Source organism: Mycolicibacterium frederiksbergense (assembly GCF_012223425.1).
Classification (GTDB): Bacteria; Actinomycetota; Actinomycetes; order Mycobacteriales; family Mycobacteriaceae; genus Mycobacterium; species Mycobacterium frederiksbergense.
The window spans coordinates 2,195,801-2,209,745 of the sequence record NZ_CP038799.1 but is presented as its reverse complement, the minus strand read 5'-3'; the positions used below and the strand labels follow the sequence as shown (position 1 = coordinate 2,209,745).

13 protein-coding genes are annotated in these 13,945 nt (G+C 69.6%); 7 read left to right on the top strand and 6 right to left on the bottom strand.

Annotated features, from left to right (window positions below; genetic code table 11):
* Positions 1–5: 5 nt before the first annotated feature.
* Both EXE63_RS13580 and EXE63_RS13575 read left to right on the top strand, forming a co-directional pair.
* On the top strand, positions 6–1,478 hold the full coding sequence (locus EXE63_RS13580; RefSeq protein WP_210000500.1) for a sensor histidine kinase: 1,473 nt from the start codon (positions 6–8) through the stop codon (positions 1,476–1,478).
* Positions 1,463–2,128: a response regulator transcription factor gene (locus tag EXE63_RS13575; RefSeq protein WP_168142358.1), complete on the top strand. Its 666-nt coding sequence runs from the start codon at positions 1,463–1,465 to the stop codon at positions 2,126–2,128. The genes EXE63_RS13580 and EXE63_RS13575 overlap by 16 nt, the downstream gene beginning before the upstream one ends.
* Before the next feature lie 50 nt (positions 2,129–2,178).
* On the opposite strand, the gene EXE63_RS13570 is transcribed toward EXE63_RS13575, so the two are convergent.
* The 3 genes from EXE63_RS13570 to EXE63_RS13560 all read right to left on the bottom strand — a co-directional run bounded on the left by EXE63_RS13570 (position 2,179) and on the right by EXE63_RS13560 (position 4,837).
* Positions 2,179–2,385, bottom strand: coding sequence for a hypothetical protein (locus EXE63_RS13570; RefSeq protein ID WP_168140742.1), 207 nt, complete (start codon positions 2,383–2,385; stop codon positions 2,179–2,181).
* A gap of 173 nt (positions 2,386–2,558) precedes the next feature.
* Complete coding sequence (locus EXE63_RS13565) at positions 2,559–4,028, bottom strand: aldehyde dehydrogenase (protein WP_168142357.1); 1,470 nt, start codon at positions 4,026–4,028, stop codon at positions 2,559–2,561.
* Positions 4,029–4,075: 47 nt separating this feature from the next.
* On the bottom strand, positions 4,076–4,837 hold the full coding sequence (locus tag EXE63_RS13560) for a class I SAM-dependent methyltransferase (RefSeq protein WP_168142356.1): 762 nt from the start codon (positions 4,835–4,837) through the stop codon (positions 4,076–4,078).
* 79 nt (positions 4,838–4,916) lie between these two features.
* Here EXE63_RS13560 and EXE63_RS13555 point away from each other — a divergent pair, with 79 nt between their 5' ends.
* Complete coding sequence (locus EXE63_RS13555) at positions 4,917–6,089, top strand: glycosyltransferase family 4 protein (RefSeq protein WP_168142355.1); 1,173 nt, start codon at positions 4,917–4,919, stop codon at positions 6,087–6,089.
* Here EXE63_RS13555 and EXE63_RS13550 read toward each other — a convergent pair.
* Together EXE63_RS13550 and pgfA are read right to left on the bottom strand one after the other, a co-directional pair.
* Positions 6,073–7,659 (bottom strand): MmpA family trehalose lipid delivery protein, encoded by a 1,587-nt coding sequence (locus tag EXE63_RS13550; RefSeq protein WP_210000716.1) that lies wholly within the window; start codon positions 7,657–7,659, stop codon positions 6,073–6,075. The two genes, EXE63_RS13555 and EXE63_RS13550, sit on opposite strands and share 17 nt — an antisense overlap.
* Before the next feature lie 38 nt (positions 7,660–7,697).
* Positions 7,698–8,909, bottom strand: coding sequence for a cell envelope lipid trafficking protein PgfA (pgfA, locus tag EXE63_RS13545; protein ID WP_168142354.1), 1,212 nt, complete (start codon positions 8,907–8,909; stop codon positions 7,698–7,700).
* 121 nt (positions 8,910–9,030) lie between these two features.
* Between pgfA and EXE63_RS13540 the strand changes: the two genes are divergently transcribed.
* Positions 9,031–10,194 (top strand): acyltransferase family protein, encoded by a 1,164-nt coding sequence (locus EXE63_RS13540; RefSeq protein WP_168142353.1) that lies wholly within the window; start codon positions 9,031–9,033, stop codon positions 10,192–10,194.
* Here the strand turns inward: EXE63_RS13540 and EXE63_RS13535 are convergent.
* Positions 10,188–11,105 (bottom strand): phosphotriesterase family protein, encoded by a 918-nt coding sequence (locus EXE63_RS13535; RefSeq protein ID WP_234904572.1) that lies wholly within the window; start codon positions 11,103–11,105, stop codon positions 10,188–10,190. The two genes, EXE63_RS13540 and EXE63_RS13535, sit on opposite strands and share 7 nt — an antisense overlap.
* Positions 11,106–11,272: 167 nt before the next feature.
* Between EXE63_RS13535 and EXE63_RS13530 the strand changes: the two genes are divergently transcribed.
* Genes EXE63_RS13530 through EXE63_RS13520 form a run of 3 tightly spaced genes read left to right on the top strand, consistent with a single transcriptional unit; the run spans position 11,273 to position 13,918 of the window.
* The gene (locus EXE63_RS13530; RefSeq protein ID WP_168142351.1) at positions 11,273–12,193 is read left to right on the top strand and encodes a metal-dependent hydrolase; all 921 of its coding nucleotides are present in this window, start codon (positions 11,273–11,275) and stop codon (positions 12,191–12,193) included.
* A complete protein-coding gene (locus EXE63_RS13525) occupies positions 12,190–13,260 on the top strand; it encodes a PDR/VanB family oxidoreductase (RefSeq protein ID WP_168142350.1) in 1,071 nt (356 codons plus the stop codon). The genes EXE63_RS13530 and EXE63_RS13525 overlap by 4 nt, the downstream gene beginning before the upstream one ends.
* Positions 13,261–13,318: 58 nt before the next feature.
* Positions 13,319–13,918: a GNAT family N-acetyltransferase gene (locus tag EXE63_RS13520; RefSeq protein WP_168142349.1), complete on the top strand. Its 600-nt coding sequence runs from the start codon at positions 13,319–13,321 to the stop codon at positions 13,916–13,918.
* Positions 13,919–13,945: the final 27 nt, after the last annotated feature.

The following is a 13,945-nucleotide window of genomic DNA, read 5'->3' as shown; positions in this document are numbered from 1 at the left end:
ACATCATGCCCCTCGGACCGCAGGCCCGGCCGGCATGGCGCCGCGCGCTGCCGTCGACCGCGCGCACCCGCATCATCGGCTGGGTGTTGCTGCTGGTGCTGGGCGCCCTGGGCATCGTGACCTTCGTGACCTGGCGGCTGCTGGTGTCGGGTATCAACACCCGGATGAACGAGGCGCTGCGCTTCGAGGTGCAGGAGTTCGCCGAACTGAGCGCACCCGGCATCAACCCGCGCACCGGCGATCCCTTCACCGGTGTCGACGAGGTGATCCGCGAGGCGATCGCCTATAACATCGCCCGGCCCAACGAGAAGTTCCTCGGCTACGTGGACGGGCGGTACCGCACCCAGAGCCGGCAGGAGCCCGGCACACCCGAGATCCTGGCCGGCGATGCCGCCTTCACCGCGCTGGTCGCGGAGCTGACCGTGCCGACCGACGGGCGCTACCAGCATCCCGACGCCGGCGAGGTGCTCTACCTGGCGATCCCGGTGAGCCTGGAGGGCAATTCCGGACGCGGTGTCATCGTCGCGGCCTACCTCGCGGATGCCGAACGGGACAGCGCCGACGACGCCGCACGCCTGATGCTGGTGGTCGGCGCCATCACCGTGCTGCTGGCGGCGGGCGCGGCCTGGCTGGTCGCCGGACGTATCCTGGCTCCGCTGCGCGATATCGTCGGCACCGCCCGGGCCATCACCGAAACCGATCTCTCGCAACGTATTCCGTCCAGCGGCGCAGGCGACGAGCTCGATGCGCTGGTGGTCACCGTCAACGGCATGCTGGACCGGATCGAGACGGGCGTCGGGGCGCAGCGTCGTTTCATCGACGATATCGGCCACGAGTTGCGCACCCCGATCACCATCGTCCGCGGCCATCTCGAGGTGGTCGACGCCGGCGACCGCGAGGATGTGCAGTCCACCGTCGCGCTGGTCGATGACGAACTGGAGCGGATGAACCGGATGGTCTCGGACCTGATGCTGCTCGCGCGTGCCGAACAACCCGCCTTCCTGCGGCCCGTCGCCGTCGACATCGGGGCGCTGACCGCCGATGTGTTCGGCAAGGTGAGCCAACTGGGCGACCGGCAGTTCACCCTGGACGCCTCGGCCGACACCGTCGCGGTGCTGGATCCGCAGCGCATCACCCAGGCGATGGTGGCGCTGGCCGACAACGCCTGCCGCTACACCCGGGCCGGGGACCGCATCGGGGTCGGCTCCCAGCTGTCCGGCGGATGGCTGCGGTTCTGGGTCGCCGACTCCGGGCCGGGCGTGAGTGACGCCGATCGGGCCCGCATCTTCGAGCGGTTCGGCCGCGGCAGCGCGGGTGGCAAGCGTTCCGACGGAGCCGGTCTCGGCCTGTCCATCGTGCGGGCCATCGCCCACGCGCACGGCGGCGAGGTGTTGCTCGACAGCGGCCCCGGTCGCGGAGCGTCCTTCACCGTCGTCATACCGGCCCGATTCGAGGAGGCGCAGTGGCCCGCGTCCTGATTGCCGAGGACGAGCCGCGGATCTCGTCGTTCATCGAGAAGGGGTTGTCCGCCAACGGTTTTGCCGTCACTGCGGTTGCCGACGGGCTCGCGGCCTATGAGTATGCCGTCACCGGGGGGTTCGATCTGCTGGTCCTGGACATCGGCCTACCGGAGATGGACGGTTTCTCGGTGCTGCGCAGGCTGCGGCAGGAGCGCAACGGGATCCCGGTCATCGTGCTCACCGCCCGCGACAGCGTGCAGGACACGGTGGCCGGCCTGGAGGGTGGTGCCGATGACTACATGCCCAAACCGTTCCGGTTCGAAGAACTGCTGGCCCGGGTGCGGCTGCGGCTGAGCTCCCACCGGGCGGCCGAACTGACGGTGTTGACCTATGGGGGACTGCACTTGGATCTGCGCACCCGCCGCGCCGATGTCGGCGGGCAGACCGTGGATCTGTCGGCGCGCGAATTCGCGCTCGCCGAGACTTTTCTGCGCCACCCGGGCCAGGTACTCTCCCGCGAGCAATTGCTCAGCCACGTCTGGGGTTACGACTTCGACCCGAATTCCAATGTGGTCGACGTCTACGTCCGGTATCTGCGGCGCAAGCTCGGCGCCGAGCGGTTCGTGACGCTGCGCGGGATGGGGTATCGACTGGAGGACGTGCCCTGACGCGCGACGCCCGCCATCCGGGCGTGGATGACGGGCGCGGCGCGGGCGAATCAGTCGTCCCAGCGGTCGTCCCAGTCGTCGTCCTGCCAGTCGTCGTGCCAGTCGTCCCAGTCATCGTCGTCGTCGGCCAGGATCGTCGTCCCGCTCGTGGCGGCGGGGACGGGCATCGAGACCTCGTCGGCGAACGCCGTGCCGGCGCCCAGAAAACCCAGGCCGGTCAGGGCCAGGGCGACGGTGAGGATCTTCGCGTTCTGCATGGGGTCTGCTCCTTGCTGGTTGTTGTCCCGACACCACAAGGTTCGTGCCCGCAGATGAGGACAAGAGGAGCCGCAGATGAGCGAACTCTCATCCCGCGAGCAGACGTAAATGGCCCCAAAACCAGGTGGTCTTGGGGCCATTCGCGTCTGCTCGCGCAGAAAGGGTGTTGTGGCTACTCCGGGGTGTAGCCGAACGGCAGCAGCACGCTCTTGGATTCGCAGTAGCCCGAGATGCCTTCCGGGCCACACTCACGGCCGATGCCGGAGTTCTTGTACCCACCGAACGGCGCACCCGCATCGAAGGCGTACATGTTGATTCCGTATGTGCCGGTGCGGATCTGCTTGGCGATCTCGATGGCCTTGGCGTAGTCGGTCGTGTACACCGAACCGGCCAGCCCGTACACCGAGTCGTTGGCGATGCGCACCGCGTCGGCCTCGTCGTCGAAGGGGATGACCACCAGAACGGGTCCGAAGATCTCCTCCTGGGCGATGGTCATCGAGTTGTCAACATCGGCGAACACGGTGGGCTGCACGAACCAGCCGCTGTCCAGGCCCTCGGGCCGGCCGCCGCCGGTGACGATGCGCGCGCCCTCGTCGACGCCCTTCTTGATGTAGCCCTCGACGCGCTCACGCTGCTTCTCCGAGATCAGCGGGCCGATCATGGCGGCCGGGTCATCGGGCGTGCCGGCCTGCATCCCGGCTGCCGCGGCGGCGACCTTCTCGACCACCTCGTCGTAGCGCGACCGCGGGGCCAGGATGCGGGTCTGGCCGACACAGGCCTGCCCGGAGTTCATCAGGCCCGAGAAGATCAGCATCGGCAGGGTCGAGTCCAGGTCGGCGTCCTCGAGGATGATCGCCGCGGACTTGCCGCCGAGTTCCAGCGTGCACGGCTTGAGCTTCTCGGCGGCGATCTTGCCGATCTCCTTGCCGACCGCGCTCGACCCGGTGAAGGTGAACTTGTCCAGCGCCGGGTTGTCGGTCAGCGCGCGACCGGTCTCGACACCACCGGGCACCACGGAGAGCACGCCCTCGGGCAGACCGGCCTCGGCGAACACGTCGGCCATCAGGTTGGTGGTCAGCGGGGTCTCGGCGGCGGGCTTGAGCACCATGGTGCAGCCGGCCAGCAGGGCCGGGCCCAGCTTGTTGGCGGCCAGGAAGAAAGGCACGTTCCAGGCCACGACGGCGCCGACGACACCGATGGGCTCCTTGAGCACCAGGGTCTGGCCGTAGAGGCCGTCACGGATGTCCTGCCACGCGAACTTGTCGGCACCGGCGGCGTAGAACTGCAGCGTCGACATTGCCGCGCCGTACTGCATCATGTCGACGATGGTCTGCGGCTGGCCGGTCTCCAGCTTGAGCAGATGCTTGAACTCCTCGGCGCGGGCCTCGATCAGCTCGACGGCCTTGGCGAGGACCGCCTCGCGCTCCTTCGGGGACATCCGCGGCCACGGGCCCTCGTCGAATGCCTTGCGGGCTGCGGCGCACGCGGCGTCCACATCCGCCTTTGCGGCCAGCGGGACCTGCCCGACCTTCTGCTCGGTGGCGGGGGAGAAGACCTCGATGACCTCCGAGGTCGACGGTTCAACCCATTGGCCACCGATGAACAGCTTGTCCCACGTCGTCTTGAACGCTGTCTGTGTCATGGACGTCACACTACCCAGAAACCGGGGAAACGAGAACCTGTTGCAGTTCAGGGCTGCAGGACCAGCACCAGATTGCTCACCGCGAATTCCCGCAGCCCCGGCGCCGCGGTCATCCACCAGGCCCATCGGGGGTGGTAGCGGGGAAAAGCGGCGACCAGCGCGCCGGTGCTGGCGGCCCAGCGCAACCCGTCGGCCGCCGACACCGCGAACAACGACGATCCGTAGTCGTTCTTGGGCCGGTGGCCGTGTTTGCGGGCGTACCGGTCGGCGGCCCTGGCCCCGCCCAGGTAGTGCGTCAATCCCATCTCATGCCCGCCGAACGGACCCAACCACACCGTGTAGGACAGCACCGCCAGGCCGCCGGGCCGGGTGACCCGCAACATCTCGTTGCCCAGCAGCCAGGGGTTGCGCACATGCTCGGCCACGTTGGAGGACAGGCAGATGTCCACGCTGTCGTCGGCGAACGGCAGCGCGGTGCCCGAGGCCCGCACGAAGGAGCCTCCGCCCGGTTCGCCGGCGGGTCCCGCGTGCATCTCTGTCGGGTCCGGTTCGACGCCGATGTAGTGCATCCCGGCGGCGGTGAACGCGGATGCGAAATAGCCGGGACCGCCGCCGACGTCCAGCGCGGTGCGCCCGGCGGGGGTGGTGGCGTGCAGCCCGGTCCACAGCTCGCCGACCATGTCGACGGTGTCATCGGCCAGCGCGCCGTAGAACCGGGCGGGGTCGGATTGTTCGTACCGGAAGGCGCTGAGCAGGCGGACCGATCGACTCAGGGTGGCCCGGCGGGCGAAGTCACGGGTGGGCCGCACCCGGTCAGCGTAGGCGTTGCGCCGTGGCCTGCCGGCGCGCCCGGGCGTTGCCGGCGGGACGGTTAGGCTGGGCGACGTTATGCCCCGAGCTTCCCGTGACCCCCAGGTGCAGCGTGTGCTGTTGCTGGGCTGGCGCGACACCGGGCATCCGCAGGGCGGCGGCAGCGAGGCCTACCTGCAGCGCATCGGCGCGCAACTGGCCGCCTCGGGGGTGGCGGTCACCCTGCGTACCGCCCGCTACCCCGGCGCCCCACGCCGCGACAGCCTCGACGGGGTGACGGTCAGCCGCGGCGGCGGGCCCTACTCGGTGTACGTCTGGGCGGGGCTGGCGATGGTGGCCGCGCGGGTCGGACTGGGTCCGCTGCGACGCGCCCGGCCGGACGTCGTCATCGACACCCAGAACGGGATCCCCTTCCTGGCCCGGCTCGCCTACGGCAGGCGCTCGGTGCTGCTGGTGCACCACTGCCACCGTGAGCAGTGGCCGGTAGCGGGCCGACGCACCGGCCGGTTCGGTTGGTTCGTCGAATCGCGGCTCTCGCCGGCCATGCACCGGCGCAATCAGTACGTCACCGTGTCGCTGCCCTCGGCGCGCGAGCTCACCGACCTGGGCGTGGCCCCCGGGCAGATCGCGGTGGTGCGCAACGGCGTCGACGAGGCGCCGCAGGCTTCGCTGACCGCGCAACGGTCGGCCACCCCGCGGGTGGCGGTGCTCTCCCGGCTGGTGCCGCACAAGCAGATCGAGGACGCCCTGGACGCGGTAGCCGTGCTGCGCCGCCGGATTCCGGACCTGCACCTCGACATCGTCGGCGGCGGTTGGTGGGAGCAGCGGCTGGTCGACCACGCCGCGGCGCTCGGGATCGCCGATGCCGTCACCTTCCACGGCCACATCGACGACGAAGTCAAACATCATGTGGTGCAGCAGAGTTGGGTGCACCTGATGCCGTCGCGCAAGGAAGGGTGGGGGCTGGCCGTCATCGAGGCCGCCCAGCACGGCGTACCGACGATCGGCTACCGCAGCTCCGGTGGGTTGACGGACTCTGTCGTCGACGGTGTCACCGGGTTGCTGGTGGACGGCCCCGACGACCTGGTCGACGGTCTGCGCCGGCTGCTCACCGACCGGGTGCTGCGCGACGAACTGGGCGCCAAGGCGCGGACCCGCAGTGCGGAATTCTCCTGGGTGCTCAGCGCGGACGGGATGCGCACCGTGTTGGAGTCGGTGCACGCGGGACGGTTCGTCAGCGGCGTGGTGTAACCGAACGGCGGCGGGTGAGCAGCGCGCCCACCCCGGCGCCGGTCAGGATCGCCAGCCACAGCACGTGCGCGGTTATCAGCAGCCCACGTCCCGAAGCCGCCGGCGCCGTCCCGCCGATGTCATACAGCGTGATATCGCCGTCTCGGTAGGCGACCGGCAAATCGAGTGCACCGGAGCCTGATTCGACGACCACCCAGCCGATCCCGGCCTCGGTCAGCTCACGTTGGGACGCCCCGTCGAGCAGCAGTCGGGTCGCCTCGCGGCCGCGCGCACCCTCGCCGGGCACCGTCTGTCCGCCGATCACCAGATCGCCGCTGCCGAGCACCTCCGCGGACACCCAGCGGGGCAGCGGGTCGAGCACCGGAGCCTCACCCGCCCAGACGAATTGGCGCATGCTGTCCGGCGGCAGCACCGCCACCGGACGCGGGTCGGCATTGATCATCGCGGCAACCGTCGTCCAGCCCGCCGGGTAGGTCACCGAACGCAGCTGCCCGCCCACACCCCAGGCCAGATCGGGCAGCACCGCGATCAGGGCCACACAGCCCACCACCGCCGCCGAACGGCCCAGGCGCGCCACTCCCGCGGCGGCCAGCGCGTAGCCAGGGACGGCCAGCGCCACCCACTTCTGCCCGTCACGGAGCAACCCCAGCCCCGGCACGGCCCGCATCAGCGCTTCCAGCGCCGCCATCCCGGGTCCGGTGGCCATCGCCGCGGGCAGCGCCACCGCGAGGACGGCGAGCACCAGCAGCGGGCGGGCCTGCGGGCGGCGGATCGCCGCCGGTAGACCCGCGCACACCACGGCCAGCAGCACCACGGTGGCCAGCAGTGCGAAAAGTGTGGTGCGTGAACCGGGTACGGCCTGCGCATTCCACATCCCGCCGAGCCCGGCGAGGCTGCCCAAGGTGCCCAGCCCGGGTTCGGCGCGGGCCGCGAACGCCGCCACCCCGGCCCCGGCCGTCGAGGCGAGTGAGTCCGCCATCACCGCGGCCACCAGCCAGGGCGCTGCCGCGCCGGCCGCCACCCCCGAGGTGATCGCGATATCGCGCCACCCCCGGCAGCACACCAGCGCGACGACCGCGGCCAGCAACAACCCGGTCGGCGTCAGGCCCGCCAGCGCGATCCAGAACGCGAGCGGCCAGTACCGGCGTTGCAGCATCATCGTGGCCACCCAGGGCAGGCAGCCGTAGCCGACCAGCAGACTCCAGTGCCCCTGCAGCAGCCGTTCGGCCACATACGGATTCCAGATGGCCACTGTCGCTGCCACACACTGGCCCGCCACCCCGACATCGGGCAGCACGTGGGCGACCAGTCGCGCCGCGCCCCAGCCGGCCAGCCACAGCCCGCCGATCAGCAACAGCTTCACCAGCGCGCCGCCGTCGATCACCCGCGAGAGCAGCGCGATCACGAAGTCCTGCGGCAGCGCACGCGGGGCCGCCTGGGTCAGACCGAGCGCGGCGTCGGAGAGATGGGAGCGCGGCGTGGAGACGGCGTCCCGCAACAGCAGATACCCCGGCGCCAACAGCGGTGCGGTGACGACCAGCGCCAGGGCGAGCGAATATGCAGGCCCGATCCACCGCCGGTGGGCGGTCGCCGGTGATGCAGGGGCGGTCAGACCGGTCGGTCCGGCGGCAGGTCGGTGGGCCGTCGGGTGGGGATCTTCTCGGTCTGCGCCTCGGCGGCGGGCATCGGCCCGGATTCGTCGTCGCGCCGGCCGAAGAAGCCGCGGTCGGATCCGTCCAGACCGGGATCGATCAGCGCGGACTCGGCACGCAGCGCGAACGAGCCCAGCAGCACGCCGCCGACCAGGGTCACCAGACCCAGCGCGGTGAAGGTGATCGGCAGGATCCGGCTCCACAACGCCAGGTGGTCCGATTCGTCACGCGCGGCGGCGACCTGTGATTCGACCGTTTCCTCGGTCGAGGTCACGGTGTAATCGGCGAAGGTCACCTCGGGCCTGAGCGCATCTCGTGCGTAGTAGTGGAATCCGTGTTCCTTGGCCCGCACGATGGTGCCGGTGACCGGGTCGACCCAGAAGGTGCGCTGCGCCGCGTAGTACCGCGTCATGGTGACCGGATCTTCGGGATTCTCGGCTTCCACGCCCCACAGCGACGCCCGCGCGGTCACTTCGGCGTCCTCGTCGTTGTCGTACAGCGACGCGTACTTGACCGGCTCGACCAGCTTGCCGTCGGCGTCGTAGCCGACATTCTGGGTGAACCGGAAGGCGGTCAGCCCGTTGACATCTTCCTCGCCGTCGTAGTTGGCGTCGAAGGCCTGCTGCGCGATCGGATCGAAGTACGGGTAGGTCTTCTTCTCGGTGTCGAACGGGAAGCGGTAGGACAGCCCCTCATGCGGCAACGCGACGTTGGTCGGCGGGTTGTCGTCCTCGATGGAGCGCGGCTTCTGCACCGCACCGCCGGGATTGGTGTCGCTGGACACCGCGAGCGCGCTGGAGCGGTCCAGCGTGACGGTGTCGACCAGCGCCAGCAACAGACCCTCGTCCTGCTGTTTGTCGGTGCGGCGCAGTGAGCTGCCGACCTGCAGGGTCACCACGTCGGCGTTGGCCGGAGCCTCCACGCTCAGCTGTTGCTGAAGGGCCACCGGGACGTTCTGGTCGATGACGAACGCTTCCCCGGAGGACAGTGACGCCGGGTCGAGCGCGGTGCCGGTGCCCTCACTCATCAGGTCGGCGTCGAGATCGAGCGGGATCTTGGCGATCTTGCCTTGGGTGTACGTCGACAGCAGCAGGGCTGCGATCAACAGGGCAGCACCCAGCCCCAGAAGTCCACATGCGGCAATTCGCAGGGCGACGGCGCGGTTCAACCCGTGCTCCCTTCGGTCGCTGACGACCCTAACAGCACTCTGTAAGGGCGAGAACTGTGACGATCCACTTCAACACTCCCGGTCGCTTCGCTCCAGCCCGCCGGGGGGCACACTGGTCGCCATGACGGCGCCCGGCGATCGCACCACCTCGGGTGCCACGCGCAGCTTTCTGCCTGCCGTCGAGGGCATGCGGGCCTGTGCGGCCATCGGGGTCGTCATCACCCACGTGGCCTTCCAGACCGGCAACACCGGTGGGGTCACCGGCAGGCTGCTCGGCCGCTTCGATCTGGCGGTCGCGGTGTTCTTCGCGCTGTCGGGCTTTCTGTTGTGGCGGGGGCACGCCGCCGCCGAACGCGGGCTGCGGCACCGCCCGCCGACGGGGCACTACCTGCGTTCGCGGCTGGTCCGCATCATGCCCGGCTATCTGGTTGCCGTCATCGTCATCCTGACGCTGATGCCCGATGCCGGAGCCGGCCTCACGGTGTGGCTGGCCAATCTGACCCTCACCCAGATCTACGTCCCGCTGACGCTGACCTCAGGGTTGACCCAGATGTGGAGCCTGTCGGTGGAGGTCTGCTTCTACATCGCGCTGCCGGTGCTGGCGCTGCTGGCCCGGCGGCTGCCGGTGGGTGCGCGCATCCCGGCTGTCATCGCCCTGGCCGCGGCCAGCCTGGGGTGGGGCCTGATCCCGTTCGACCCGCCCTACGGGGTCAACCCGCTCAACTGGCCGCCGGCCTTCTTCTCCTGGTTCGCCGCGGGCATCGTGCTGGCCGAGCTGTCGGTCAGCCGGGTCGGCTGGGCGCACCGGCTGGCGCGGCGCCGGCTCCTGATGGCGGCGGTGGCGCTGGCGGCGTTCCTGGTGGCGGCCTCGCCGCTGGCCGGCCCGGAGGGGCTGACGCCCGGGACCGTCACCCAGTTCGTGGTGAAGACGACGATGGGCGCGATCGTGGCCGGGACACTGCTGGCGCCTCTGGTGCTCGACGCACCCGATACCGCGCACCGCGTGCTGGGCAGCCCGGTGATGGTGACCCTGGGACGCTGGTCCTACGGCCTGTTCATCTGGCACCTGGCCGCCCTGGCGATGGTGTTCCCGATCATGGGGTATTTCCCGTTCAACGGCCATATGCCGGTGGTGTTGGCGTTGACGCTGGTGTTCGGATTCGCGATCGCCGCGGTCAGTTATGCGCTGGTCGAGTCGCCGTGCCGGGAGGCGCTGCTGCGCTGGGAGGCCCGGCACCATCGTGCGGCACCGCGGGACAGCGCGGTGGCCGACCTCGCTCAGTAGCCGCCGCCGTGGGAGAAGATCCGGCGCGGATTGTCGACCAGCATGGTCGTGAGCTGTTCGTCGGTCACCCCGCGCTGTTTCAGCGCCGGGATCACGTCGTTGTGGATGTGCAGGTAATGCCAATTGGGCATCACCACCGACACCATGTCCTCGGGGAGCGCATCGAAGTAGCAGGACGCGTCGTGCGAGAGCACCATCTTCTCGGCATGGCCCCGTTCGCACATCCGGGCCACGGTGTCCACGCGCTGCTCGAACGGCAGGATCGAGTCGATGCCGAACCGGTCCATGCCCAGGTAGGAGCCGCCCGCGATGAGCTCCTCCAGGTAGTCCAGGTCGGTGCTGTCCCCGGAGTGCCCGATGACGACGCGGCTGAGGTCCACGCCCTCTTCGGCGAAGATCCGCTGCTGCTCCAGACCGCGGCGGCTGCCGGCGTGGGTATGGGTCGAGATCGGCACGCCGGTCTCCCGGTGCGCGGCCGCCACGGCCCGCAGTACGCGCTCCACACCCGCCGTGACACCCGGTTCGTCGGTGGCGCACTTGAGGATTGCCGCTTTGACGCCGGTGTCGGCGATGCCCTCGGTGATATCGCGGACGAACAGTTCGGTCATGATTTCGGGTCCGTCGAGCAGGGTGCCCGGGCCCTGGTAGTGGAACCGGAACGGCACGTCGTTGTAGGTGTAGAGGCCGGTGGCCACCACGATGTTGATCTCGGTGGCGGCCGCGATCTTCGCGATCCGCGGGATGTAGCGGCCCAGTCCGATCACCGTGAGGTCGACGACGGTGTCCACACCGCGGGATTTGAGTTCGTTGAGACGGGCGATCGCGTCGGTGACGCGGCGATCCTCATCGCCCCAGGCCTCCGGATAGTTCTCGGCGATCTCGGTGGTCATGATGAAGACGTGCTCGTGCATGAGTGTGACGCCGAGGTCAGCGGTATCGACCGGCCCGCCGACAGTGTTGGTAGCCCCGCGTGCGGTGTTCGTTTCGGCCACCCCGCCGATGCTAGGAGCCGCCTGCGGCGGCCGAGGCGGTTCGCGCGTATCGACATCTACCCGGTACCAGGGGTACCGTTTCGCGGATGGAGAAGTTGGACACGGACACCCCGGACGGTGCGGCGATCGCGCTGCACGCACGCGCGGTGCAATTCGACCTCACCGACGTGCCCGCTCAGTGTGTGTACGACGATCCGTACGCATCGCACCTGTACAACGGGCTGAGCCTGCTGTTGCCCGCCGGTGAGGAGTGGTTCGTCGCGATCCTCAAAGAGGCACTGCCGCACATCGAGGACGAGAAGCTCCGCGAGGACGTCATCGGGTTCATGGGCCAAGAGGCCATGCACGCCAACGCCCACTCCGGCATCAACGAATACCTGCAGCGCCACGGTATCGACCCGACCCCGGTGCTCGACCGCGCGCACTGGGTGTTCGGCAGCCTGCTCGGGCCCCGTGACGCGACCGGCGCCAAGGCGCACAACTACCTGGTGGAACGACTGGCCGTGATGGCCGCGCTGGAGCACATCTTCTCGTTCCTCGGTGACTGGGTGCTCAACGCCAAGCGGCTCAACGGCCAGACGGCGCACCCCACCATCGTCGACCTGCTGCGCTGGCACGGCGCCGAAGAGGTCGAGCACCGGATGGTGTCCCACGATGTGCTGCGCTACTTCGACCACAACTACGCGCGGCGTGCCTGGGCTCAGGTGGTCGCGGGCCCGATGCTGCTGTACTTGCTGTGGCAGGCCACCCGGTACCTGATGCGGGTCGACCCGAACCTCACACTGTCGCGGCGCAAGCGAAAAGCGATCTGGCGCGGCCTGATCCGCTCCGGGCGCCGCGGCGTCGCACCGCCGGTCGCGCACACCACCTGGCGCGGGCTGCAGTACTTCTCGCCGCGGTATCACCCCGGAGATGTCGGGGACACCGCGCAGGCCGTCGCCTATCTCGCCTCCTCGCCCGCCGCGCGGGCCGGATCTTCGCCCGCCACCCGCCCCATGGCACCGTGAAGCGTTCCGCACCGCCGCTGGGTGCGCCGCTCGATGATCGGGCAACGAACGTCGTTGTTTCACTTCTGGAACGGTTCTGGCTCGGGCGGGTCACCGCGGCCGACTACGCCGACGAACGGGCCGTCCGCGGCGCGGACGCCCCGCTGACACTGCTGGTGACCGGGCGCACCGTCGTCGCCCAGGACAACGATGTCGTCGCACTGACCTTCGCCGCACCGGACGGCGCCACACTGCCCGCCTGGCAGCCCGGCAGTCACCTCGATCTGCACCTGCCCTCGGGGCGGCGCCGGCAGTACTCGCTGTGCGGTGACCCGCAGGACCGGTCCCGGTACCGGATCGCGGTGCGCCGGATACCCGATGGCGGCGGCGGATCGCTGGAGATGCATGCGCTGTCGGTGGGCGACACGGTCACCGTGCGCAGCCCGCGCAACGGCTTCCCGTTCATCCCCTACGAACGGGCGCTCTACATCGCCGGCGGTATCGGTATCACCCCGGTGCTGCCGATGGTGCTCGCCGCCCAACGGCTGGGCACCGATTGGCATTTCGTGTACTGCGGACGCAGTGCGGCGACCATCCCGTTCCTCGACGAGATCGCATCCTGGGACCCGTCCCGGGTGACCATCCGCTTCGATGACGAACACGGACTGCCCACCGTCGACGACCTGCTGGGGCACGCACCGGCCGGCGGCGCGGTCTATGTGTGCGGGCCGCCCCCGATGATCGAGACGGTACGCCAGAACTTCGACCGATCCGGCGCCGCCGCACTGCATTTCGAGCGGTTCAGTGCTCCGCCGGTGCGGGACGGCACGGCCTTCGAGATCGAACTGGCGCGCAGCGGGGAGGTGCTGCCGGTGGCCGCTGACGAAACGGTGCTCGACGCGCTGGTACGGCACCGGCCCGACACCGCCTACTCGTGCCGCCAGGGATTCTGCGGCACCTGCCGGGTGGGAGTGCTGGCCGGCACTGCCGAGCACCGCGAGAACAGGCTCACCGCCGAGGAGCGCGAGACGTCGATGCTGCCCTGCGTATCCCGTTCGCTCACGTCGCGTCTGACACTCGACATCTAGCCGCGAGGCGTCCGGGTAGGGTGGCCGGCGAACACGTACGGTTGCACAAGGAGTCGCAGTGTCGTTGCCCAGTAGGATCGCGCGCGCCGGTGCTGCCGACCTGGATGCTGCCGCGCAGACCCTGGCCGCCGCCTTCGAATCGTATGCGTGGACGCGCTGGTCCATCCCTGCCGATGACTACCCGGTCCGTCTGGAACGTCTGCAACGGCTCTATCTGGGCCATGCGCTCGAGCATGGCATCGTGCTCGTCGGCGGAATCGGTGCCGGCAATGTGGACGGGGTGATCGCGGTCCTATCGCCCTCTGCGCCTGCACCATCGGATGAACTACAAGCGCAGGCGGCCGAGTTGCACGGGGCCCGGCTCGCTGTCGTCGCGGCCGCCCAAACCCCGCCTCTTCCGGACGGGGTGTGGAACTTGGCCACGCTGGGCGTGCATCCCGAGGCCCAGGGCCATGGGCTGGGGGCCGCGCTGATCGGGGCCGCGCTCGCAGAAGTCGACGCATCGCGGGTCACCGCGGATACGGCCCTGGAAACCTCTGACGACCGCAATGTCCGGCTGTACGAACGAGCGGGATTCACCGTCACCGCCACGACGCAGATCCAGGACGGTCCGACGGTGTACACGATGCTGCGCGAGGCGGTTCCGGTGCCGCAGTGAGCGGCACCGCCGAGCCCGCCGGAATCA